Annotated in this window: 23 protein-coding genes and 1 pseudogene; 8 read left to right on the forward strand and 16 right to left on the reverse strand. The window is 68.3% G+C overall.

Annotation, left to right across the window (positions count from 1 at the left end; all coding sequences use genetic code 11):
• Positions 1 to 110 precede the first annotated feature (110 nt).
• From EPO51_RS15750 to EPO51_RS15770, 5 genes and pseudogenes are all read right to left on the reverse strand, one after another.
• Positions 111 to 401, reverse strand: a complete 291-nt coding sequence (locus EPO51_RS15750; protein ID WP_293352224.1) for a hypothetical protein — start codon at positions 399 to 401, stop codon at positions 111 to 113.
• 489 nt (positions 402 to 890) lie between these two features.
• Positions 891 to 980 (reverse strand): annotated as a pseudogene (locus EPO51_RS28145) (PEPxxWA-CTERM sorting domain-containing protein); the annotation flags it as partial.
• A gap of 704 nt (positions 981 to 1,684) precedes the next feature.
• Complete coding sequence (locus EPO51_RS15760) at positions 1,685 to 2,026, reverse strand: hypothetical protein (protein WP_293352228.1); 342 nt, start codon at positions 2,024 to 2,026, stop codon at positions 1,685 to 1,687.
• 183 nt (positions 2,027 to 2,209) lie between these two features.
• Positions 2,210 to 4,447, reverse strand: a complete 2,238-nt coding sequence (gene uvrB / locus EPO51_RS15765; RefSeq protein ID WP_293352230.1) for an excinuclease ABC subunit UvrB — start codon at positions 4,445 to 4,447, stop codon at positions 2,210 to 2,212.
• 92 nt (positions 4,448 to 4,539) lie between these two features.
• Positions 4,540 to 4,830: a helix-turn-helix domain-containing protein gene (locus EPO51_RS15770; RefSeq protein ID WP_363200798.1), complete on the reverse strand. Its 291-nt coding sequence runs from the start codon at positions 4,828 to 4,830 to the stop codon at positions 4,540 to 4,542.
• On the opposite strand from EPO51_RS15770, the gene EPO51_RS15775 reads away from it, so the two are divergent.
• On the forward strand, positions 4,811 to 6,001 hold the full coding sequence (locus tag EPO51_RS15775) for an NAD(P)H-dependent flavin oxidoreductase (RefSeq protein ID WP_293352232.1): 1,191 nt from the start codon (positions 4,811 to 4,813) through the stop codon (positions 5,999 to 6,001). The genes EPO51_RS15770 and EPO51_RS15775 overlap by 20 nt on opposite strands.
• A gap of 32 nt (positions 6,002 to 6,033) precedes the next feature.
• A complete protein-coding gene (locus EPO51_RS15780) occupies positions 6,034 to 7,143 on the forward strand; it encodes an aromatic ring-hydroxylating oxygenase subunit alpha (protein WP_293352234.1) in 1,110 nt (369 codons plus the stop codon).
• On the opposite strand, the gene EPO51_RS15785 is transcribed toward EPO51_RS15780, so the two are convergent.
• Complete coding sequence (locus EPO51_RS15785) at positions 7,144 to 8,052, reverse strand: alpha/beta fold hydrolase (RefSeq protein WP_293352236.1); 909 nt, start codon at positions 8,050 to 8,052, stop codon at positions 7,144 to 7,146. It lies immediately after the preceding gene.
• Positions 8,053 to 8,277: 225 nt separating this feature from the next.
• Positions 8,278 to 8,454, reverse strand: coding sequence for a hypothetical protein (locus EPO51_RS15790; RefSeq protein WP_293352238.1), 177 nt, complete (start codon positions 8,452 to 8,454; stop codon positions 8,278 to 8,280).
• A gap of 523 nt (positions 8,455 to 8,977) precedes the next feature.
• Here EPO51_RS15790 and EPO51_RS15795 point away from each other — a divergent pair.
• On the forward strand, positions 8,978 to 9,820 hold the full coding sequence (locus tag EPO51_RS15795; RefSeq protein ID WP_293352240.1) for a cell wall hydrolase: 843 nt from the start codon (positions 8,978 to 8,980) through the stop codon (positions 9,818 to 9,820).
• Here EPO51_RS15795 and EPO51_RS15800 read toward each other — a convergent pair.
• On the reverse strand, positions 9,783 to 10,604 hold the full coding sequence (locus EPO51_RS15800; protein WP_293352242.1) for an SDR family oxidoreductase: 822 nt from the start codon (positions 10,602 to 10,604) through the stop codon (positions 9,783 to 9,785). The genes EPO51_RS15795 and EPO51_RS15800 overlap by 38 nt on opposite strands.
• Positions 10,605 to 10,665: 61 nt before the next feature.
• Between EPO51_RS15800 and EPO51_RS15805 the strand changes: the two genes are divergently transcribed.
• A complete protein-coding gene (locus EPO51_RS15805; protein WP_293352244.1) occupies positions 10,666 to 11,211 on the forward strand; it encodes a DUF1003 domain-containing protein in 546 nt (181 codons plus the stop codon).
• A gap of 55 nt (positions 11,212 to 11,266) precedes the next feature.
• On the opposite strand, the gene EPO51_RS15810 is transcribed toward EPO51_RS15805, so the two are convergent.
• The gene (locus EPO51_RS15810) at positions 11,267 to 11,941 is read right to left on the reverse strand and encodes a PEPxxWA-CTERM sorting domain-containing protein (protein ID WP_293352246.1); all 675 of its coding nucleotides are present in this window, start codon (positions 11,939 to 11,941) and stop codon (positions 11,267 to 11,269) included.
• Between the two features lie 260 nt (positions 11,942 to 12,201).
• On the opposite strand from EPO51_RS15810, the gene EPO51_RS15815 reads away from it, so the two are divergent.
• Positions 12,202 to 12,447, forward strand: a complete 246-nt coding sequence (locus EPO51_RS15815; protein ID WP_293352248.1) for a helix-turn-helix domain-containing protein — start codon at positions 12,202 to 12,204, stop codon at positions 12,445 to 12,447.
• 14 nt (positions 12,448 to 12,461) lie between these two features.
• Here the strand turns inward: EPO51_RS15815 and EPO51_RS15820 are convergent, their stop codons facing one another.
• A complete protein-coding gene (locus EPO51_RS15820; protein WP_293352250.1) occupies positions 12,462 to 13,397 on the reverse strand; it encodes a GlxA family transcriptional regulator in 936 nt (311 codons plus the stop codon).
• A 96-nt stretch (positions 13,398 to 13,493) separates the two neighbouring features.
• Here EPO51_RS15820 and EPO51_RS15825 point away from each other — a divergent pair, with 96 nt between their 5' ends.
• A complete protein-coding gene (locus EPO51_RS15825) occupies positions 13,494 to 14,180 on the forward strand; it encodes a DJ-1/PfpI family protein (RefSeq protein ID WP_293352252.1) in 687 nt (228 codons plus the stop codon).
• On the opposite strand, the gene EPO51_RS15830 is transcribed toward EPO51_RS15825, so the two are convergent.
• Positions 14,177 to 15,598, reverse strand: coding sequence for a porin (locus EPO51_RS15830; RefSeq protein WP_293352254.1), 1,422 nt, complete (start codon positions 15,596 to 15,598; stop codon positions 14,177 to 14,179). The genes EPO51_RS15825 and EPO51_RS15830 overlap by 4 nt on opposite strands.
• Before the next feature lie 225 nt (positions 15,599 to 15,823).
• On the opposite strand from EPO51_RS15830, the gene EPO51_RS15835 reads away from it, so the two are divergent.
• Complete coding sequence (locus EPO51_RS15835) at positions 15,824 to 17,671, forward strand: methyl-accepting chemotaxis protein (protein ID WP_293352256.1); 1,848 nt, start codon at positions 15,824 to 15,826, stop codon at positions 17,669 to 17,671.
• Positions 17,672 to 17,675: 4 nt separating this feature from the next.
• On the opposite strand, the gene EPO51_RS15840 is transcribed toward EPO51_RS15835, so the two are convergent.
• The 5 genes from EPO51_RS15840 to EPO51_RS15860 all read right to left on the reverse strand — a co-directional run bounded on the left by EPO51_RS15840 (position 17,676) and on the right by EPO51_RS15860 (position 20,185).
• Positions 17,676 to 18,206, reverse strand: coding sequence for a Rid family hydrolase (locus EPO51_RS15840; protein WP_293352258.1), 531 nt, complete (start codon positions 18,204 to 18,206; stop codon positions 17,676 to 17,678).
• Positions 18,207 to 18,274: 68 nt separating this feature from the next.
• A complete protein-coding gene (locus EPO51_RS15845) occupies positions 18,275 to 18,505 on the reverse strand; it encodes a hypothetical protein (protein ID WP_293352260.1) in 231 nt (76 codons plus the stop codon).
• A complete protein-coding gene (locus EPO51_RS15850; RefSeq protein ID WP_293352261.1) occupies positions 18,502 to 19,257 on the reverse strand; it encodes a DUF899 domain-containing protein in 756 nt (251 codons plus the stop codon). The genes EPO51_RS15845 and EPO51_RS15850 overlap by 4 nt, the downstream gene beginning before the upstream one ends.
• A gap of 32 nt (positions 19,258 to 19,289) precedes the next feature.
• Positions 19,290 to 19,823: an SRPBCC family protein gene (locus tag EPO51_RS15855; RefSeq protein WP_293352263.1), complete on the reverse strand. Its 534-nt coding sequence runs from the start codon at positions 19,821 to 19,823 to the stop codon at positions 19,290 to 19,292.
• Positions 19,820 to 20,185, reverse strand: a complete 366-nt coding sequence (locus EPO51_RS15860) for an ArsR/SmtB family transcription factor (protein WP_293352265.1) — start codon at positions 20,183 to 20,185, stop codon at positions 19,820 to 19,822. Before EPO51_RS15860 ends, EPO51_RS15855 begins: the two co-directional genes overlap by 4 nt.
• A gap of 82 nt (positions 20,186 to 20,267) precedes the next feature.
• Here EPO51_RS15860 and EPO51_RS15865 point away from each other — a divergent pair, with 82 nt between their 5' ends.
• The gene (locus tag EPO51_RS15865) at positions 20,268 to 20,810 is read left to right on the forward strand and encodes an AAA family ATPase (protein WP_293352267.1); all 543 of its coding nucleotides are present in this window, start codon (positions 20,268 to 20,270) and stop codon (positions 20,808 to 20,810) included.
• The last annotated feature ends 67 nt before the right edge of the window (positions 20,811 to 20,877 follow it).

Below are 20,877 nucleotides of genomic sequence, written 5' to 3' on the forward strand. Positions count from 1 at the left end.
AGGCTTTACGAAAGCGGTTAACCGTGGGGGTTGTCCGGTAGCGCCCCTCGGCCGGCGGGGGATCGTCGCCCGCCGATGGCCGGAATACCGGACAGCCTGGAGGGCGCCGCTCAGGTGCGGGCGGCGATGGCTTCCAGGGTCTGGACGCGGCTGTCCAGCTCCTCGGCGAGCTGGCGGGCCACCTCGCGGATGCCGGGCGCATAGGCGTCGCCGCCCTCGGCGATCTCGGCGGCGAGCTGCTCCAGGTCCACCATGGCCGCGCTGAGCGACTTGATGTGCTCCTTGGCGAGCTGCTTGGCCTCGGCCTGCAGCCGGCGCACGCGCTCGGACACGGATTCGGCCTTCGGCGTGATGATGGTCTTCAGATTGTTGTCGGCGACAACTGAGAGCGACGGAGACATCTTTATGTACCTCATAGGATCCCCAAGATCGTTACGTCCGCGGACCGCGTTCGGATCACGCCCCGGTCGACCTTGCTGCTTCAACTTACGTCCCAAACACAGCACAGGTTCCCTGTCGCCAGCATGAACGGGGCCAGTTAACTGTGCTGCTCTGAGAGGTGGGGATTCGGCGCCACGGTTGTTAGTTAACCGTTGGTATGAGGTGTGTTGCCGGGGTGGAAAGGGTGGGCGGTCGGCGGAACCACTGCCCAGCACTTAAGCGCGTATTGGATGAGCGAGGTGTCTCGACCACCGCCGCTCGCTCAAGCCGTCATCTGGATCTTCGCCCCTCGGTCTCCACCAACCGTTAGCTCACCCCCGCCTTGAGCGGGCCGAGCTTCGGGGACGTGGCGCGGTCGCAAACCAGGAGCACTTCGCGCCTCGGGTCGAAGGTGTCGGACCAGGCCTCGCCCGGCGGATGGCCAGATCGCCGTGGACGCGGCCGTCGACCTAGGCTGTCGCAGTCCTGCGTCGCCTGAGCTGATGGCCGGCTGCGCCGAAGCCCAGGATCAGGAGCGCCCAGGTCGCCGGCTCCGGGACCTCGCCGAAGGTCAGATCCTGATAGAGTCCCAGGAAGGCGCCCTGGTAGGTGCGGCTCGTGCCGCCTGTGAAGTCTCCTACCGGGATGTAGGCCCGCAAGCCCGTGAGGGTCATCGGCCCGCTGAAGACGTTCGGCGTATTGGGGTTGCCGTTGCTCAGGTTCGTATCGAAGTTGAAGGCCGGCAGAGTATAGGTGTTGGCCCTGGAGCGATCCAGAATCACCGCGCCACCGTCGCCAAGTAGCTGAATCCGCAAGGGCTCGCTGCCGTCGGCGATATGTCGAGGCGAAGACGGGTTCAAGTTGTCGTCGCGCAAGCCCAGGGTGACGCTCTGCAGGCTTTCGAAGGTGAAGGCTTCCGTAAACGTGATCGTCCACTCCAAGACGTCGCCTTCGTTGAGTGTGACGTTGATCGGGCCGGGCAGCTTGCTGGTGTTGAAGCCGAAGTTCGGCAGGTAGAGCGGATAGTCGTAGAAGATGTTGGCCGCGTTCAGGTCGACCGTCATGTTCAGAGTCACTGTCGCCGCTGCGGAAGGCGTGGTCGTGCAGAGAGAGGCGGCCGCAAGTGCCGTCGCAAGCAGACGTCTCATCCCGTGTTCCCCAAAAGCTGTGCCGTTAACCAACAGGGTCGAGGTGAGGAGTCAACGGGAGAGAAGCCAGTCTGGGGAGGTGAGGGGCTCCCCAGGACGAGTGAGCCGAGCTTGCGCTACTGCCCCTCCGCCAACCCGATCTTCGCCCCTTCCGTCTCCACCAGGCGATAGCTCACCCCAGCCTTGAGCGGCCCGAACCGCAGCGACGTCGCGCGGTCGCAGACCAGCAGCACTTCGCGGCGGGGGTCGAAGGCGTCGGACCAGGTCTTTCCGGGGCGGATGGCGAGGTTCGAGCGGGCGCGGCCGTCGACCAGCAGGGTGCAGTAGGCGACGCGCTGGGCCTGGGTGTTGGTGACCGAGACGCGGGCGGCCTCGGGGGCGGGATCGGCGCTGGCGGCCATGGGGGCGGCGGCCAAGGTGAGAGCGGCCGCGAGCGGGCCCTGGATCGATCTGCGCATGTGACGGCCCCCGTAGCTGAGCCGTCACCGTCGCGGCGCGGACGGGAGACTGTCAAGCGGGGTGGGGCGCTCATCCATCTGTTCATTCCCGCGCATGCGGGGACCCAGAGTTGCCTGGCGTCCTGGGCATTGGGGATTGAAGCGAAGCCTGGGTCCCCGCATTCGCGGGGATGAGTAGCGAGTTTACAGCCGCCCCTTGCGGAAGCGTTCCGCCGCCTCGGCCCGCGCTTCGGCCTTGACGCGCTTCACGGCGCCCTTGTCGGCGGTCTGGCCTTCGGGGGTGAGCATCTCGTTGGCGAATTCGAGGTCGAGCATCTTCAGGCGCTTGATCTCGTCGCGCAGGCGCGCGGCGGTCTCGAACTCCAGGTTGGCGGCGGCCTCGCGCATGCGGGCCTCCAGGTCCTTGAGCGTGGTCTTGAAGTTGTCGCCCATGAAGGGCTTGCCGTCCTCGGCGACGCCGACCGGCACGGTGACGTGGTCGCGCTCGTAGTGGCTGGCCAGGATGTCCTTGATCTGGCTCTTCACACTCTCGGGCGTGATGCCGTGCTCGAGGTTGTAGGCCTCCTGCTTCTCCCGCCGACGCTTCGTCTCGGCCATGGCGCGTTCCATGGAGCCGGTGATGCTGTCGGCGTAGAGGATCACGTGGCCGTCGACGTTCCGGGCGGCGCGGCCGATGGTCTGGATCAGCGAGGTCTCGGAGCGCAGGAAGCCCTCCTTGTCGGCGTCCAGGATCGCGACCAGACCGCACTCGGGGATGTCCAGGCCCTCGCGCAGCAGGTTGATGCCCACCAGGATGTCGAAGGCGCCGAGCCGCAGGTCGCGGATGATCTCGATCCGCTCCAGGGTGTCGACGTCGGAGTGCATGTAGCGGACCCTGAGGCCCTGCTCGTGCATGTATTCAGTGAGGTCCTCGGCCATCTTCTTGGTGAGGACGGTGATCAGGCTGCGGTAGCCCTTGGCGGCGGTCTCGCGCACCTCGGCGATGACGTCATCGACCTGGCTGAAGCCGTTTTTGGAGACCGGGCGGATCTCAACCGGGGGATCGATCAGGCCGGTGGGGCGGATCACCTGCTCGGCGAAGACGCCGCCGGCGCGCTCCATCTCCCAGCCGCCGGGGGTGGCGGAGACGAAGACGCTGTCCGGCCGCATGGCGTCCCACTCCTCGAACTTGAGCGGGCGGTTGTCGATGCAGGAGGGCAGGCGGAAGCCGTACTCCGCCAGGGTGAACTTGCGGCGGTAGTCGCCCCGGTACATGCCGCCGATCTGGGGCACGGTCTGGTGGCTCTCGTCCACGAACAGTAGGGCGTTGTCGGGGATGTATTCGAAGAAGGTGGGCGGGGGCTCGCCCGGCCGGCGGCCGGTGAGGTAGCGGCTGTAGTTCTCGATGCCGGCGCAGGAGCCGGTGGCCTCGATCATCTCGATGTCGAAGGTGGTGCGCTGCTCCAGGCGCTGGGCCTCCAGCAGCTTCCCGTTGGCCACCATCCAGTCGAGGCGGTCCTTGAGCTCGACCTTGATCTGGTTGATCGCCTGGCGGAGCGTCGGGCGCGGCGTCACATAGTGGCTGTTTGCGTAGATCTTCACGCCCTGCAGGTCGTTGGTCTTCTTGCCGGTGAGCGGGTCAAACTCGGTGATGCTCTCGATCTCGTCGCCGAACAGGGAGATGCGCCAGGCGCGGTCCTCGTAGTGGGCGGGGAAGATCTCCAAGGTGTCGCCGCGGCGGCGGAACGTGCCGCGCTCGAAGGCGGCGTCGTTGCGCTTGTACTGGAGGGCCACCAGGTCCCCCATCAGCTTCTTCTCGTCGATCCGGTCGCCGGGCGTGAGCGAGAAGGTCATGGCCGAGTAGGTCTCGACCGAGCCGATGCCGTAGATGCAGGAGACTGAAGCCACGACAATCACGTCGTCGCGCTCCAGGATCGCGCGGGTGGCCGAGTGGCGCATCCGGTCGATCTGCTCATTAATCGAGCTGTCCTTCTCGATGTAGGTGTCGGTCCGGGGAACGTAGGCCTCGGGCTGGTAGTAGTCGTAGTAGGAGACGAAGAACTCCACCGCGTTGTCGGGGAAGAAGCTCTTGAACTCGCTGTAGAGCTGGGCGGCCAGGGTCTTGTTCGGAGCGAGGATCAGGGCGGGCCGCTGGGTCTCCTCGATGATCTTGGCCATGGTGAAGGTCTTGCCGGAGCCGGTGACGCCCAGCAGCACCTGCTCGCGCTCGCCGCCCTCGATCCCGGCCACCAGTTCGCGGATCGCGGTCGGCTGGTCGCCGGCCGGCTCGTAGGCCGAGCTGAGCTTGAACCTGCGCCCGCCCTCGCTCTTGTCCGGCCGCACCGGGCGGTGCGGCTTCCAGAGCATGGGCATGGTGTTTTCGTCGTAGTCGAAGACGGCCGACATGTCGGCGACTCCGGTCGGCTCAGCGGGGCGAGGCATGGCGTCCAAGGTAGGCGCTCCGGGGCAGGTTCGCCACACTCTGCGTACGGTGCTGCTGACAGCAGAGTGTCAGCATGGGTTCTCGAACCAGGTCAGGCCGCGCGATCGCGCAGATCGCACGCCCGGTCGGGGGCGCGGTTGGCCGCGGGGCGCATCTGGCCGTGGCGCTGGGCCCCAGTGAAGAAGTAGGCGACGTCCACGTCCAGGGCGCAGGCCAGCTTCCAGAGCATGGCCACGGACAGGCGGTTGCCGGCGCACTCGTACTTCTGGATCTGCTGGAAGCGGACGCCGACCATCTCGGCGACCTGCTGCTGGGTCAGGCCCATCAGCCGACGCCGCCGCCGCAGCTGGCGGCCCACCAGGATGTCCACATCGTCACTCATCGTCTCGATACCGTGTCGTTCCAACCACCGGGACGTGTATCCCCGACAACCGGGAGGGCGTGACCGAGCTTGTTCCGAGCGCAGCCGATTTATTGCCGAGCCGCCGGGCCTTGCGGCCCGCACCACGCCGGGCGACTACAGTGCAAACGCCCGTTTGGAGGAGACGCCCGTGAAGACCCGCATCACCGAGATGCTCGAGATCGAGCACCCGATCATCCAGGGCGGCATGCACTACGTCGGGTTCGCCGAGATGGCGGCGGCGGTGTCGAACGCCGGGGGCCTGGGCATCATCACCGGCCTGACCCAGGGCACGCCGGAGAACCTGGCCAAGGAGATCGCCCGCTGCCGGGAGATGACGGACAAGCCGTTCGGGGTGAACCTGACCTTCCTGCCGGCCGTGACGCCGCCCGACTATCCGGGCCTCGTCGAGGCGATCATCAAGGGCGGGGTCAAGATCGTCGAGACGGCGGGCAACAATCCGCAGAAGTGGCTGCCGGCGCTGAAGGAAAACGGGATCAAGGTGATCCACAAGTGTACCTCGGTCCGCCACTCGCTGAAGGCCGAGGCGATCGGCTGCGACGCGGTCAGCGTCGACGGCTTCGAGTGCGGCGGTCACCCCGGCGAAGACGACGTGCCCAACTTCATCCTGCTGCCGCGGGCGGGCGAGGAGCTGAAGATTCCCTTCGTCGCCTCGGGCGGCATGGCCGACGGCCGGTCGCTGGTGGCGGCCCTGGCCATGGGCGCCGAGGGCATGAACATGGGCACCCGGTTCATCGCCACGCAGGAGGCGCCGGTCCACCAGAACGTGAAGGACGCCCTGGTGGCGGCCAGCGAGCTGGACACCCGCCTAATCATGCGGCCGCTGCGCAACACCGAGCGCGTGCTGACCAACGCCGGGGTCGAGCGGCTGCTGGAGAAGGAGCGGACGCTGGGCGACAAGCTCACCTTCGCCGACATCGCGCCCGAGGTGGCCGGGGTCTATCCGAGGATCCTGCGCGACGGCGACATGGACGCCGGCGGCTGGAGCTGCGGCATGGTCGCGGGGCTGATCCACGACGTGCCTACGGTGAAGGAACTGATCGACCGGATCATGGCCGAGGCCGAGGCGCTGATCGCGCAGCGGCTGGCCGGGCTGCTGGACCGGACCGGCGCCCGGGCCACCGCGGGCTGACAGGGGCTGGCGGCCATGGAACAAGAGCCACGATGAACGCGCCCGCGCAGAGCCTTCCCGCCTGGATGTACACGGACCAGGCCTTCTTCGAACGCGAGCGGGCGACGATCTTCCGCACCGCCTGGCAGGTAGTCTGCCACCTGAATGACATCCCGGAGGCCGGCGACTACCAGGCCTTCGACTTCCTGGGCGAGAAGGTGCTGACGGTCCGCGGCGACGACGGCGAGGTGCGGAGCTTCCACAACGCCTGCCGCCACCGGGCTTCGCGGCTGGCGGACGGGAACCAGGGCAACTGCGGCCATCGGATCGTCTGTCCCTACCACGCCTGGAGCTACGGCCTGGACGGCCGGCTCGCCAATGTGCCGCGCTGGCAGGGGTTCGACGACCTGGACAAGGCCGAGCATGGCCTGAAGCCGATCGAGCAGGAGATCTTCCTCGGCTTCATCTTCGTGCGCTTCGAAAGCGGCCTGCCCAGTGTGGCGGAGATGATGGCGCCCTATGCCGCCGAGCTCGCGCCGCACTGCCCGCCCGACCTGATCCCCCAGGGACGGGTGACACTCAGGCCCCGGCCGGTGAACTGGAAGAACATCTCGGACAACTACTCCGACAGCCTGCACATTCCGGTGGCGCACCCGGGCCTGACGCGGCTGTTCGGCCCGACCTACGGCATCGAGGCCGCGCCCTGGGTGGACAAGATGTGGGGCGACATCACCGAGGCCCCGTCGGCCAACTGGGCGGAACGCAACTACCAGGCCCTGCTGCCGGCCTTCGATCACCTGGAGGGCCGCGACCAGCGGCGTTGGAACTACTACAAGCTCTGGCCGAACGTGGCGTTCGACGTCTACCCCGACCAGATCGACTTCATGCAGTTCATCCCGATCTCGCCCACCGAGACCCTGATCCGCGAGATCGCCTACGTCCGCCCCGACGCCCGGCGCGAGGCCAAGGCTGCGCGCTACCTCAACTGGCGCATCAACCGGCAAGTCAACGCCGAGGACACGGTGCTGATCAAGCGGGTGCAGGACGGCATGGAGAGCTCCGGCTACACGAGCGGGCCGCTGGGCCCATCCGAGGTGTGCCTGAAGAGCTTCGCCGAGAAGCTGACGGGGCTCACCGGCGTGACCGCCGAAGCGGCGGAGTAGTTACCTCCGCTCCTCCAGCCACCCGCGCACCGTCTTGTTCACCAGGGTCTCGGCGTCGTGCTGGACAAAGTGGCCGGCGGTGGGGGCCATGACGAGGGTGGTGTCGGCGTCGACGTAGTTCCAGGTTCCCGAGTGGCCGGCGGCGTTGAGGGCGGTGTCCTTCATGCCGTGGATGACCAGGACCGGCACCTTCACCCGCTGGTTCGGGGCGGCCATCGTGGCGGGCTTCTCGGTCTCGGCGCCGGACCCGCGCGGATAGTTGGCGCGGTAGTAGTTCATCATGGCGGCGAAGTCGGAGCGCTTCATGGCCTCGACGTAGCCCGCCTTCTCCCTGGGATCCTTGACCCAGCCGGCCAGGCCCTCGGCAGTCAGCAGTTTCTCCGAGCCTTCCTTCTGGAAGTTGCGGGCGTAGTTGGAGCCCTCCTGCTGGGCCTTGTTGGTCGCCAGTTCCCGGGCCATGCCGGCCGGATGGGGCACGCTCATGATGACGAGCTTGTCGACCAGGTCGGGGCGGTTGAACGCCACCTGCCAGGAGATCGCCGCCCCCCAGTCGTGGCCGATGACGATCGCGTTCTTCTGCCCCTCGGCGGCGATCACGGCGGCGACGTCGCCGATCAGGTTCGGCATGGCGTAGGCCGCCACGCCCTGCGGCTTGTCGGAGAGGTTGTAGCCGCGCAGGTCGAGCGCCGCGGTGCGGTAGCCGGCCTTGTTCAGCTCGGCCATCAGTGGCTTCCAGGTCGCCCAATAGTCTGGAAAGCCGTGGACCATCACCACTAGCGGACCCTTGCCCTCGACCACGTAGTGGATCTTCACGTCGCCGTTCGTGGCGGTCCGGTCCTGGGGAGCCGCGTGCGCGGCGGTGGCGCTCATGGCGAGCGCGAGGGCCAGTGCGGCCAGCTGACGGAACATCGGACCTCCCCTTATGATTTACGGCGTAGGCTATCCGCCGCAGGGGATGAAGAACAAGGCTCCGACAGCCTAGAAGCCGCGGACCGCGCTCGCCGCCATCATCAGAACGCCCATCAGGGCGACCACAGCCAGTAAGAGATTGCGCATCGTGCGCCCCGTCCTTCACGCCTCGAAATGGGTACGAAGCAAGGAGTGCGCCAGATGCGGCGACGCGCCGCAGTCCGCCTATTTGTCGACGCCCTTGCTGATCACGGTTCCCACGGCGGCGCCGGCCGCGGCGCCCACCGGACCGCCCACCACGGCGCCGGCGACAGCGCCGGTCGAGGCCCGCTGTTCGACGTTGTGGCCGCAGGCGCCCAGCGTGAGGGCGGCGGCCGTAAGCAAGGCGAGCGGGATACGCATGGAGTCCTCCGGAGGGTCGGCTTGAGAACAGTCAAGCTGGCCTTAGGTTCCGCCCAAGCTCGCGGGCGGGGCGAACAAGGTAAATCCATATGGTTTCAGGCGAATTCAGCGTTACGCGAAGACTAGATACGCCCCCTGGGGAACTTTCCGGAAAAGCCCTGTGTTGTCAGCATTCTGCGAGGGCTGAGGTATCTCGGGCGGCCCGGGCCGACCCATCGCCGTTAATGGTGCGCTGCAAAAAATTCTTGCCAGCAGCGCTTCCGGCATTCATACACCCTTCATCAATTGCCGTCGCCTCACCCAACACGGATCTCGGGTCAGGCCTGCCGGCGGACGCTACCAGCACGAGCAGGGGCGGCCGCGGCGTCAATGAGTTGGGGGGCAGTGGGCCCTCGCCGCTGAGGACCGTTCCGTTTTGATTTCAAGCACTAAGGTGCGCGCCGTATGGCGTGCGCCGCTCGGCGCCGTTTTGACGGGCGCAGGCTTTGGCCTGGGCCTGGGCGTTCTATTCCTTGCCGCCGGCATGTCCGGCCACGCCGCCGACCATGCGCGGGCCCGCCAGATGGCCGAGGCCGCCGCCGTCGGCTACGCGGGCTCCTATCTCGAAGCCGAGGGCCAGGGCCTGCGCTTCGGCCTGCAACGATACGCGTTTCGCGCGGGTTCGGATGCGGAGTCGGTCGCCCACGCCTTCGGCGCCGACCGCGGCGCGGCCAAGGCCCGCCGCCGCGCCGACCTCGAATGCCTGACGGAAGCGGTCTACTACGAGGCTCGCGGCGAGAGCGCGCGGGGGCAGGCCGCGGTGGCCCAGGTGGTCATGAACCGGGTGAAGCACCCGGCCTTCCCGAAGAGCGTCTGCGCCGTGGTGTTCCAGGGCGCCGGGCGGGTCTGCCAATTCAGCTTCGCTTGCGACGGCTCGATGAAGAAGCGCCGCGAGAGCCTGGCCTGGAATCGCGCTCGCGACATCGCCGGGCGCGCCATGTCGGGCGCGCTCCGGGCCGAGATCGGCTCGGCGACCCATTTCCACACCACGGCGGTTTCGCCCGCCTGGGCCCCGCAGATGCTGCGAGTGGCCAATGTAGGCACGCACGTCTTCTACCGCTTCTCGCCCTATCGCCTGCGCAACGCCCCGGCCGCCTCACCGGCGGTGGAGCACGCGGTCCTGACCGGCGGCGCGGCCGATCAGATCCCGGAACTGCGGCTGATGTCGGCGGTGGCGGTGGAAAAGGCCGTGGCGGATTCGCTCGAGCCGGTGGCGACGGCCTCCGCGGTCCCGGCCAAGTCGGCCCAGCCCGCCAACCCCGCGCCGAAGCCGGCCGACTCGGCGCTCCTCACCACGCCTCAACCTGTCGCTGCAGCCGCTTCCTGACCAGGTCGGGCAGGAGGCGGTTCAACAGTCCGAGTTGCCGGGCTTGCCCACCCACCAGGTGGTGCAGCCGCGGCCTGCCGTGCACCGCGGCCCAGATGGCGTCGGAGACTTGCTCGACCGGATAGACGGGCACCTTCTGATGCCGGAGCGACACGCGCAGGTCCTCGTTGCCGGAGAACCGCGCCTTGTCGAGCAGCGGGGTGTCGATGAACCAGGGCATGATGCAGCGGACGCCGACGCCGATCCGCGAGAACTCGGCCTCAAGGGCCTCCGATAACCCCCGCACGGCGAACTTGGTGGCGGCGTAGACGCTCATCCGCGGCGGCGCCACGACGCCGGCGACGGACGCCACGTTCACGACCATCGCGCCCGGGGTGGCGGCCAGCAGCTCGAACGCGGCCTGGCAGCCGTTCAGCACGCCCTTGAGGTTCACATCGACCTGCAGGTCGACCTCGTCCGGGGCCTGGGCTTCCAGGTAGCCGCCCTTGGCGACGCCGGCGTTGTTGAGCAGCACGTCGAGGCGACCGTCGGTCAGCCTGGCGAAGGCCGCAAGCTCAGCCTTCCAGGCGCTGCGGTGGCGAACGTCCAGTTTGTGGGCCACGCCGTTGTCCGGCCCGATCGCCTGCAGCGCGGCCGCCAGCCCCTTGGCGTCGATGTCGGCGAGGCCCACGAACCAGCCCCCGCGGGCGAACCGCCTGGCCGTGGACAGGCCGATGCCGCTGGCCGCGCCGGTGATGAAGATCGCCTGCCGGCCGTTCGCCTTCGCCTTGCCGCTTGCGGCCATCCCTGAGTCCCCCTGAAGCTCACCGGGAATACACCGCATGCGATGCGGAAGGGAAAACGCGATGAGCCTCGACGCGCACGAACAACTGGCCAAGGATCTTCTGGGCTGCGCCTACGAAACGCTGACCCCGGTGCAGCGCAGCGTCATCGACCTGATCGCCACGGAGGCGCCCACGGACCTGCATGCCGGCCTCAAGCATGACGAGCGCACGCCCGGCGAACGGCTGGCCGACAGGGTGGCCGCGATCGGCGGCTCCTGGGCCTTCATCATAGGTTTCGGCGTGGCGCTGGCGGTGTGGATGGGCTGGAACGCCTTCGGAAAGGGGGTTGGCCTGGCGTTCGACCCCTATCCCTTCATCTTCCTGAACCTGGTGCTGTCAACGCTCGCGGCCATCCAGGCGCCGATCATCATGATGAGCCAGAACAGGTCCGCCGCCCGCGATCGGGCAAACGCCGAGCACGACTATATCGTCAACCTGAGGGCCGAGCTGGAGATCATGCACTTGCACGACAAGATCGACGCCGTGCGCCAGCGCGAGCTTCTGGGCATCATCAAGCGGCAGAACGAGAGCCTGCGAATCCTGCGCGGGCAGGGGAAGGGAAGCTAGCTGCAGGGAATCAGCCCGGCCGCGCGGCGGCCGGGCCTTGTTCAAGGGACGGATGTCAGGCGGGTGCGAGCCACACCCGGCGCTTGCGGACCAGGCCGCCGACGCCGCCGAAGCCCAGGATCATCATCGCCCAGGCCGCCGGCTCCGGCACCGCGCTCACCGCGGCGATGTCGCCGATCTCAAGTGAGTTGCCGCCCGATGCAAAATCGATGCCGTCGATCGAGCTGTCGAAGGTGAACGTCAGGCGGCCGTTGGACGTGAAGCCGGTCTGGCTGCCGTTGGCGTCCATGCCCGGGAGCGCGGCGAGGATCGCGCCGGTCACGACCTCGGTCGTGCCGTCGGCCAGGTGGAAGGTGAAGCTGTTGAAGCGGTCCAACGAGCCGATGTAGAAGCTGATCGACTTCAGGAGCGGCGTGTCGAGCGTGACCATGTCGCCGCGCTGCAGCGTAAGATACTGCGTCGTATCCTTCGTCGTCGCGCTGGTCGCCGGAGCGGCGCTGACCCCGTACACTGACCCAGTGAACAACAACCCGTCGCCGCTGAGCGTGTACCCGGGCAGCAGGAAGGTCACATCGCCGAGGGTCGGACCCCCTTCGAAGTCCGTCACGAGCGTTTCGCCCGCGTTCGGGGCGGTTTGATAGCCGATGAAGGTCACGTCCGCCTGCGCCGCACTTGCGGCGAAGCAGAAGGCCGACGCGCAGGCCAGCGCTGAGAGAACTCTGAACTTCATTGGTGCATCCCTGAAATAAGCAGCCGAAGCCGCTACACGCGGCCGTCCCAGGCGCTCAACCATGGGGAGGTGGGGCGGTTCCTGCCTGCACCCTCCTTTCAACTCACAAGCGAACATTGGGTTCAATTGCTGCAGTGCGACACGATGTTGCCTACTTCTGAGGCAGTTCATCTCCCAGTCAGCTGGCGGCGGTATCAAGCGGGCGTAGATGGCTCGCGGATTGCTCCGCGACGCCCGTGAACAGCCTGGGGCGCCATTGCGTGACACCTGAAGATATCAGCAGGGCGGTGGGGAAGCGCCTGGGGGACCGCCGTCGCGAGCTGCGCCTTTCCCTGGCGCAGGTCTCCGCGCGCTGCGGGGTCAGCCTCCAGCAGATCCACAAGTACGAGACCGGCCAGACTCCCCTGTCGTTGCCGATGCTGGTGCAACTCTCGCGGTGCCTGGACGTGCCGATCGGCTATTTCCTCGAGCCCCTCGAGCAGGGCGCCAAGATCGCCGCGTCTTAGCCGACCGGGCGAGCTCAGGCCCGCGCCGCGCGCCGCAAGGCCTGCGGCGGTTGCCCGAAGGCGCGCAGGAACGCGCGACGCATCCGCTCAGGGTCGCCGAAGCCCGCGGACTCCGCGACCCGGTCGATCGGCGCGTGGCCGGTCTCCACCGCGGTGCGAGCCGCTTCCAGGCGAAGGCGTTCCACGGCCTTGGCCGGTGTCGTCCCGGTCTCGGCGGTGAAGGCGCGGGCGAAGTTGCGCGGGCTCATGGCGGCTTCGGCGGCCAAGCGCTCGACGGTGAGGGCCTCGCCCAGGTGGGCGCGCATCCAGTCCATGAGCTCCGCGAACCGGCCCGATCGACCGCCCAGCTCGACCAGGGCCGAGAACTGCGACTGGCCGCCGGGCCGGCGCTGGTGGACGACCAGCTGCTGGGCCACGCGCCGGGCGACCTCGGCGCCCAGGTCGTCCTCAACCAGGGCCAGCGCCAGGTCGATGCCGGCGGTGATGCCCGCCGAGGTCCAGACCTCGCCGTCCCGGATGAAGATGCGGTCGGCGTCCAGCTTCACCTTCGGGTAGCGCCGCGCGAAGTCGTCGGTGCGGCTCCAATGGGTGGTCGCGCGGCGGCCGTCCAGCAAACCTGCCTCGGCCAGGACGTAGGCGCCGGAGCAGACGCTGGTCTGACGGCGGGCGGCCGTGCGTTTCAGCCAGGCCACGATCTGGCCCAGCTCCTTGAGCGAACGCGTGCCGTCGCCGCCGGAGATCATGATGGTGTCGAACGGCCCCGCAGGCAGGGTGGCGGCGGCGAACTTCACGCCGGACGAGCTGGCGACCTGGCCGCCGCCCGGCGCGACGACGGCGAGATCGTAGCTGCCCCCCCGGTAGCGCTCGGCGATCTCGAAGGCCGCGATGGGGCCGGCCGCGTCCAGCAACTGGAAGCCGGGGAAGATCACCAGGGCGAGGCGTCGGCTCATGGGCTGGGACCGCGGATGGCAGGAATTGCCGGAACAATGGCATTTCAGCCAGGCGGCGCCAAGCCTAGCTTGCCGGCCTCAATTCAGGAGGCGCCCATGCCCAAGCTGCAGATCCTCTTCGTACTCTACCCGGGTGTGACGCACCTGGACTTCACCGGGCCGCACCAGGTCCTCGCGCGCACGCCGAACGCCGAGGTGACGGTGGCGTCGCTGGGCGGCGTCGATGTCGACGCCGAGGGCCTGACCTTCACGAAGCTTGCCGACCTGGCGAAGATCGAGCACTGCGACGTGCTCTGCCTGCCGGGCGGCTTCGGGACCACGGAGGCGATGCTCAACGACGCCTTCATGGGCCACATCCGCCGGCTGGGGGCGCAGGCGACCTACCTCACCTCCGTGTGTACGGGGTCGCTGATCCTGGGCGCGGCGGGCTTCCTGCAGGGCAAGCGGGCGGCGACCCACTGGGCCTGGCGCGAGCTGCTGCCGGCGTTCGGCGCGATCGTGTCGGAGGAGCGCGTGGCGCGGGACGGCAATGTGATCACCGGCGGCGGAGTGACCGCGGGCATCGACTTCGCCCTGGTGCTGCTGGAGGAGTTAGCTGGCCGCGATTATGCCGAGGGCACGCAGCTCGGGCTGGAATACGCGCCTGCGCCGCCGTTCAACTCAGGCCGGCCGGAACTGGCGCGGCCGGAGGTGCTGGCGGCGGTGAAGGCCCGGATGGCCGCCGCCATCGACAGCCGCGCGGAGGCGGCGGCCGAGGCGGCGAACCGGCTGCAGCCGGCCTAGAACGCGAACTGGCTGCGCAGCGAGACGATGTCGACATCTTCGCCGACCTGGACGCCGGTGGCGCTCAGGCGGTCGATGTTCACGTGCTGGTACTGGGCCTGGAAGCGGTAGACCGCGTTCGGATACCAGTTGAGGCCCACGGTCGCGATCGTCTGTTCGCCGCCGCGGACGCCGCCCGCAGGGGTGGCCACGCCAGCGTTCCCGGCATGGTCGTCGAGGTCGAGGACGCTGTAGCGGCCGGCGATTTCCCAGGCGCCCCAGGTCCCGTCGGCGGGGCTGAAGTTGTTCGCGGGCTTGATCCCCTTGAAGCCGCCAGTGGCGCTGGACCAGGCGTGCTGTTCGCCGGTGATGGTCCACGCTCCCTGGACGTACCAGCCGCCGAAGCGCGGGTTGAAGCCGGTGGTGCGATCGACGTCGACCTGGAAGGCTTCGGCCGAGATCTGGAAGTTTCGGTAGTTGGCGCCCAGCTCCAGCCCGTAGGCCGTGACGCCGTCGGCGTTCAGGGCGTTGGTGTCCACCAGGCGCGTGCCATCGACGCGCAGCTCGGGCCGCTCGCGCAGCCGGACCTGGGTGACCTTGGCCGCGCCGGCGCCGGTGTCGGCGACACTGAGGACGACCTGGATATTGCCGCCCACGTGGATGGCGTAGTCTTCGCCATGGACCGGGGCGAAGGCCAAGCGGGCGAGGTAGCCGGTCTGTTCGTCGAACTCGCCCGTGCCGCCGACCAGGGCGCCGGTGAAGACGGCGGTGGCGGTCCAGCGCTGGCCGTTGGCCAGCACGCCGACGCCCGAACGGCCATCGCCGCCGGCCAGGTTGCGGACCATCTCGGCGACCGCGGCGCGTTCCAGGAACAGGCCCTCGGTATTCGAGGTGGCGTCTTCCAGGCCGGTGGGCGTGGCCCAGGCGCCGATGCGCAGCCGGGCGGCGACGCCTTCGGCGGGCTTCCAGCCGGCGTACTCGACATAGGCCGCGTTCAGTTGGGCGGCTTCCGAACCGCTGCCGCCGAACTCGCCGGTGAGGTTGTAGTTCCAGTCCTTGGCCACCGTGCCTTCGATGCCCAGGCGGGCGCGGCGGAAGTTGGAGCCGGAGTTGAAGTCGGCGCCATTGGGCACGTCGTTGCGCCGGTCGTAGGCAGCGGCGTCGAACTGGGCGACGGCGCGGATGGCGAACCTGTTGGCGCCGTCGGCGCTGGTGATCGTTGGTCGCGCGTTGGAGAGCGTGGCGGTGGCGGCCAGCTTCTTGTTGATGTCCTGGTTGGCCTTCTTGGTCTCAGCCTTGAGGTCCGACAGTTCGCCGGTCAGGGCCGCGATCCTGGCCTCCAGCGCCGCGATGCGCTCATCGGTCGTCTGCGCCATGGCGTGGGCGGACGTGCTCGCGAGAAGGACGGCGAGGGCCGACGTCCGAAGTAGCTTGTTCATTCGAGTGTTGACCTGTGGCCTGCTGGAAAGTCAGTCACATCATTAAGGTTAGAGAGTGAACCTCTGGTCAACGCGAACTACAACCATAGCGCTAGAAGCTTATTTTCATGGGAAGAATGGGAATCTGCGACATGTTGTCCCATTGCGAACGCGTTCACCTTAATCGGCGAGTAGCAATATCCGCGTATGTCGAAGTGGAAATCTCCTCTTGCCGGCAGGATGTCCGTGAAGTTCAGCAATTTCTCGATTTCAGCGAAGCTCATCTTGGTCTTCTCGGCGATGCTCGCCACCATCGCAGCCGGTGGTCTGGCGCTCTACCTCAACAACGCGTCGCTGAGCGCTTCGGTGGGTCGCACCGAGCACGCGCGCCAGGTTCTATCGGCCGCGCAGGACGCGACCTTCCGGCTGGCGCGCCAGGAGAACTCCCTGCGCGGGTTCCTGATTTCGAGCGACAACTACTACATCAAACGGATCAACGAGGCGCATAAGCCCAAGTTCTTCCAGTCCCTGAAGGCGCTCCGCGAACTGGCCACCGGCGACCCGGCCGACCTGGCCCGCGTGCAGGCGGTCGAGACCGCCTTCGCCAACTACGAGAAGGTGGCGCTGAACGTCGGCATCGCCCTGGGCTCGGACCCGACGACTCGCGAGCAGGCCTTCGCCCTGGTGAGCAACGACGGCGTCGCCGACAAGGCGATCGGACCGGTGGAAGACGCCCTTGATGCCATCAACGACCTGGCCGTAAAGACCCAGGAACGGGAGAAGGCCGCTCAGGCCGCCGCCATGCAGCGCGTGACGCTGGGCCTGATCGGTGGAATCGTCCTGCTCGGTGTCCTGGCGGTGGCCTGCTGCGCCATCCTCGCCCGCTCGATCGCCGCGCCGGTGCGCGCGATGACCCAGATCATGCGCAAGCTGGCGTCCGGCGACAACGAAGTCACCATCCCCGCCGCCGACCGCAAGGACGAGGTCGGCGAGATGGCCCAGGCCGTGCTGAGCTTCAAGGAAGGCGCCCTGGCGCGGCTGCGCCTGGAGCACGAGGCCGAGGTCTCGGCCCAGGATGTCACCCGCCAGCGCGCCGCCACCGAGGCCGAGCGCGCCCAGGTGCAGGCCGAACAGGCCGCCGTCGTCCAGGCCCTGGCCCAGGGGCTGTCGCGCCTGTCGGCCGGGGACCTGACCTATCGCATCGACACCGCGTTCAACGGCTCCTACGAGCAGCTCCGCAACGACTTCAACGGCGCGCTGTCGAACCTCGAGCGCACCCTGGGCAAGATCCAGGACAACTCGAACTCCATGTCGGCCGGCTCGGCCGAGATCAGCCAGGCGGCCGACAACATGGCCCGCCGGACCGAGTCCCAGGCCGCGACGCTCGAACAGACCGCCGCCGCCCTGGACGAGATCACCGCGACGGTCCGCCGGACCGCCGAGGGCGCCCAGCAGGCCGACACCGTCGTCACCTCCGCCCGCGCCAGCGCTGACGCGAGCAGCGAGATCGTGGGCCGCGCGGTCGCCGCCATGGACGAGATCTCGGCCTCGTCAAACCAGATCGGCCAGATCATCGGCGTGATCGACGAGATCGCTTTCCAGACCAACCTGCTGGCCTTGAACGCCGGCGTCGAGGCGGCTCGCGCCGGCGAGGCGGGCAAGGGCTTCGCGGTCGTGGCCTCCGAGGTGCGCCAGCTGGCCCAGCGGTCCGCCGATGCGGCCAAGGAGATCAAGACCCTGATCTCGGCCTCCAGCCGCCAGGTGGGCGCCGGCGTCGACCTGGTCGCCCAGACCGGCGAGGCGCTGAACCAGATCTTCGGCCAGTTCAACGAGATCGCGGTCGTGGTCACCCAGATCGCGGCTTCGGCGCGGGAACAGTCGTCGGCCCTGGGCCAGGTCAACACGTCGATCAACCAGATGGATCACTCGACCCAGCAGAACGCGGCCATGGTCGAGCAGAGCACGGCGGCCAGCCACACGCTGTCGCGCCAGGCGCGCGACCTCAGCCAGCTGATCAGCGCCTTCAAGGTGCATCCGGGCGCGGGCAGCCGCGCCCCGGACATCGGCGTGGCGGTGCTCAGGAAGGCGAGCTGACGGCTTAGCGTTTGCGGGGTGCGTAGGCGATCATCTGGATCTCCACCACCCCGTCGTCGGCCAGCAGGCCCGTCGTGCCCACCGCCGTCCAGGCGGGGTGCGGGGCGGCCATGAACTCGTCCTTGGCCTTGGCGAAGGCCGCGAATTGCTCGTCGCGCGTGCCCTTGAAGCCCGGGCCGTCCCAGACGTGGAACGTGTTGATCATCACGACGTCGGCGAAGCCCACGCCCTCGGCCTTCAGGATCGCCTCGATTGACCGGAAGGCGCGCCTTGTCTGTTCGGTGAAGGCGGGGCCGTCGCGCTCCGCCGCGCCCCGCGGGCCCGCGATAACGCCGGAGATGTAGAGGTAGTCGCCCGCTCGGCGGGCCGGCGCATATTTGAGTTCGTCATACGCCTGCTGGCTGCCCGGGCCGGGGATGACCACCTCGCCGCCGGGGGCGGGAATCAGCTTCGGATAGCCGCCCGCGGCGGGCTGGGCCTGGGCGACGGAGGCCATGGCGAGCAGGGCGGCGGCGATGAGGGCTGGCTTAAGCATGGCCCGGACCCTAAGCGCATCGGGCCGACCCGCGCTAATGACACCTCGTTAATGCGACGAAGGCCGCCTCAGGTCCGACGAGGCGCGTCCGAGCGGACCCGCTTCAGCCACGGCGAGGCGTGGAACACGCTCATCAGCAGGTACATCGGGACCATTCCGCTGAGCGGCGAGGCATGCGCGGGCGAACACAGGATCACCCCGGGGCCGGCATCCAGGGCGCTCAGGAACGCCATCGCCGCGAAGGTCGGAGCCGCCGCGAGGGCCAGGCCGTCGGCGGCCCTGCGCGGGGTCAGGCTCATGACCGCGCGCCTTCGTCGAGCTTCCGGAACGTCGCCTCGCCGGCGTCGGACACCTCGACCCACTTGGGGTCGGGCGCGGCTTCGGCCGCGTAGTTGTCGTGCCAGTTCCACCACTTGTAGGTCGGGGTCTGCGGATAGCCCTGCGGCGAGTCCTCCCAGACCTCCTGGCGGCCGAGCGGGGTGATGTCGAGGTAGTTCCAGGTGCTCCCCATCTGCTCGTCGCCGCGGTTGTTGACGAAGTAGGTCCGGAACACGCGGCCGTCGTCATCGCGGTAGAACACGTTGGTGCCGTGCCACTCATCGACCCCGAAATCGGCGTCGAACCCGTCCGTCAGGGTGACCCAGGGGATCGCCTCCCAACCCATCCGCGCCTTGAGCCGCGCGACATCGGCCTGCGGCGCGCGGGAGGCGAAGACGAGGGTGGTGTCCCGCGCGTTCAGGTGGGCGGGGTGGGCGACCTGGTCCGCCACCATGGAGCAGCCGCGGCAGGCATGGTCGGGCCATCCGAACACCCCCGGTTCGTAGAACGCGCGGTAGACGATGAGCTGGCGACGCCCGTCGAACAGCCCGAGCAGGCTCTTGCGGCCGTCGGGGGTCTCGAACGCGTAAGTCTTGTCCACGGCCATCCAAGGCATCCGCCGGCGCTCAGCGGCCAGAGCGTCGCGCGCGTGCGTGTGGGCCTTCTCCTTCACGAGCAGCTGCTCGCGGGCGGCTTCCCAGGCCTCGGGCGAAACGACGGGGGGCGTGTTCATGGGAACTCCTCGGGCTTGCGGTGGGGGCGGCGTCAGGCGGGCAGGCGCTGGTCGTAGGCGGTCCTGAGATCTGTCCAGGTCTTCCAGAACGAGGGCGCCGCCGTTCCATTCAAGCGGGCCATCAGAAGCTCCAGGTGGGCGTGCCAGCCGGCCGAGACGCCGAGCAGGTTCGCGCGGTCGGGCAGGCGGCGGTGGGTGAGGACGAGATTCACCTCGGACCCTCTCGGCTCCAGTTCGAAAGTCACTTCGCTGCCGGACTCGCCCCAGCGGATCACCAGCATGCGAGGGGCCTCGGCCCGGACGACGGCGCACTGCATCCGCCGTTCCTCCGGGACGCCCTCCGGCCGGTGCTCAGCGCCGCCGCCCAGTTCGTCGTTGCGCCAGACGAACTCGACCGGGGCGCCGGGCTCCAGCTTCATGTCGCCGCTGGCCAGCCACTGGGCGCGCATGTCGCTCTCGGTGAGATAGGCCCAGACCCGCTCGACGGGGCCGGGCAGCATGCGTTCGATCCTCACGCTGACGGGGTCGATCAGTTCGCCATAGGCGCTGAGGGCGGTCTCGGTCATCGGTCGTCTCCTTGGGGCTCGGGGGTGGGCTCGCCGCGCAGGAGACCTTCGAGGACGTCGAGGCGGCTGTTCCAGAAGCGCTCGTAGAAATTGATCCACTCACGGGCGTCTTCCAGCGGACGGGCTTCCAGCCGGCAGATGTGGGTGCGTCCGCGTATGGTTCGGTTGACCAGGCCGGCCTTCTCCAACGCCTTGATGTGCTTGGAAGCCGCAGCGAGCGACATGTGATGCGGTGAGGCCAACTCGCCGACGCTGCGCTGACCGCCGGCCAGGTCGCGGAGCATCTGGCGGCGCGTGGCGTCGCCGAGGGCGTGGAACACGGCGTCGAGCCGGGCGGCGGACGCGGTCTTTAGTTCAACCATGTGGTTGAATGTGTTGGTTCGGACTTCAATTGTCAACCATTTGGTTGAAGATAGAGGTCCGACGAGGCGCTACACCTGTCGCATGGGAAGACTCGTCATCGTTTCAGGGCCGCCGGGCGCGGGGAAATCCACCGTCTCGCGGCGGCTGTCGCAGCGGACCACCGCGGCGTTGGCCATGCACATGCACACCGACGATATGTACGCCTACGTGAAGAAGGGCTTCGTGCCGCCGTGGATGCCGGAGTCGCGGGACCAGAACGTCACGCTGATGAACGCCGTGGCGGCGTCGGCCGGGATCTGCGCCAGGGGCGGCTACGAGGTCTTCATCGACGGGATCGTTGGGCCCTGGTTCTTCGCCCCGTGGATCGAGGCCGCGCGGACCCACGAGGTCGAGCTGCACTACGTCGTGCTGTTGCCGGACGAGCCCACGACCGTCAGTCGGGCGACTGGCCGGACCGTCCCGGACGCCATGCGGGACGTCGGCGTGGTGCGGCAGATGTGGCAGGCGCTGCAGAGTGAGGCGGGCGAAGCACGCCATCGCATCGACACCACGGGACAGTCGCCCGACCAGACGGCCGAGGCGATCTTCGCCGGCCTCAGGGATGGGCGCTTCCGGCTGGCCTAGCGGGCCTGATGCCGTGCTGGACGGCGTCGACGGGCTGCTCGGACTGCAGACCGGTGAAAGGTCTCAA

The organism is Phenylobacterium sp. (assembly GCF_004297125.1).
Classification (GTDB): Bacteria; Pseudomonadota; Alphaproteobacteria; order Caulobacterales; family Caulobacteraceae; genus Phenylobacterium.

Excerpts from the sequence above, each read along its gene's own strand:
- EPO51_RS15750 (WP_293352224.1), bottom strand. The coding sequence starts at position 401 with ATGTCTCCGTCGCTCTCAGTTGTCGCCGACAACAATCTGAAGACCATC.
- EPO51_RS15760 (WP_293352228.1), bottom strand. The coding sequence starts at position 2,026 with ATGCGCAGATCGATCCAGGGCCCGCTCGCGGCCGCTCTCACCTTGGCC.
- uvrB (WP_293352230.1), bottom strand. The coding sequence starts at position 4,447 with ATGCCTCGCCCCGCTGAGCCGACCGGAGTCGCCGACATGTCGGCCGTC.
- EPO51_RS15775 (WP_293352232.1), top strand. The coding sequence starts at position 4,811 with ATGTCCACATCGTCACTCATCGTCTCGATACCGTGTCGTTCCAACCAC.
- EPO51_RS15770 (WP_363200798.1), bottom strand. The coding sequence starts at position 4,830 with ATGAGTGACGATGTGGACATCCTGGTGGGCCGCCAGCTGCGGCGGCGG.
- EPO51_RS15780 (WP_293352234.1), top strand. The coding sequence starts at position 6,034 with ATGAACGCGCCCGCGCAGAGCCTTCCCGCCTGGATGTACACGGACCAG.
- EPO51_RS15785 (WP_293352236.1), bottom strand. The coding sequence starts at position 8,052 with ATGTTCCGTCAGCTGGCCGCACTGGCCCTCGCGCTCGCCATGAGCGCC.
- EPO51_RS15790 (WP_293352238.1), bottom strand. The coding sequence starts at position 8,454 with ATGCGTATCCCGCTCGCCTTGCTTACGGCCGCCGCCCTCACGCTGGGC.
- EPO51_RS15795 (WP_293352240.1), top strand. The coding sequence starts at position 8,978 with ATGTCCGGCCACGCCGCCGACCATGCGCGGGCCCGCCAGATGGCCGAG.
- EPO51_RS15800 (WP_293352242.1), bottom strand. The coding sequence starts at position 10,604 with ATGGCCGCAAGCGGCAAGGCGAAGGCGAACGGCCGGCAGGCGATCTTC.
- EPO51_RS15805 (WP_293352244.1), top strand. The coding sequence starts at position 10,666 with ATGAGCCTCGACGCGCACGAACAACTGGCCAAGGATCTTCTGGGCTGC.
- EPO51_RS15810 (WP_293352246.1), bottom strand. The coding sequence starts at position 11,941 with ATGAAGTTCAGAGTTCTCTCAGCGCTGGCCTGCGCGTCGGCCTTCTGC.
- EPO51_RS15820 (WP_293352250.1), bottom strand. The coding sequence starts at position 13,397 with ATGAGCCGACGCCTCGCCCTGGTGATCTTCCCCGGCTTCCAGTTGCTG.
- EPO51_RS15825 (WP_293352252.1), top strand. The coding sequence starts at position 13,494 with ATGCCCAAGCTGCAGATCCTCTTCGTACTCTACCCGGGTGTGACGCAC.
- EPO51_RS15830 (WP_293352254.1), bottom strand. The coding sequence starts at position 15,598 with ATGAACAAGCTACTTCGGACGTCGGCCCTCGCCGTCCTTCTCGCGAGC.
- EPO51_RS15840 (WP_293352258.1), bottom strand. The coding sequence starts at position 18,206 with ATGCTTAAGCCAGCCCTCATCGCCGCCGCCCTGCTCGCCATGGCCTCC.
- EPO51_RS15845 (WP_293352260.1), bottom strand. The coding sequence starts at position 18,505 with ATGAGCCTGACCCCGCGCAGGGCCGCCGACGGCCTGGCCCTCGCGGCG.
- EPO51_RS15850 (WP_293352261.1), bottom strand. The coding sequence starts at position 19,257 with ATGAACACGCCCCCCGTCGTTTCGCCCGAGGCCTGGGAAGCCGCCCGC.
- EPO51_RS15855 (WP_293352263.1), bottom strand. The coding sequence starts at position 19,823 with ATGACCGAGACCGCCCTCAGCGCCTATGGCGAACTGATCGACCCCGTC.
- EPO51_RS15860 (WP_293352265.1), bottom strand. The coding sequence starts at position 20,185 with ATGGTTGAACTAAAGACCGCGTCCGCCGCCCGGCTCGACGCCGTGTTC.
- EPO51_RS15865 (WP_293352267.1), top strand. The coding sequence starts at position 20,268 with ATGGGAAGACTCGTCATCGTTTCAGGGCCGCCGGGCGCGGGGAAATCC.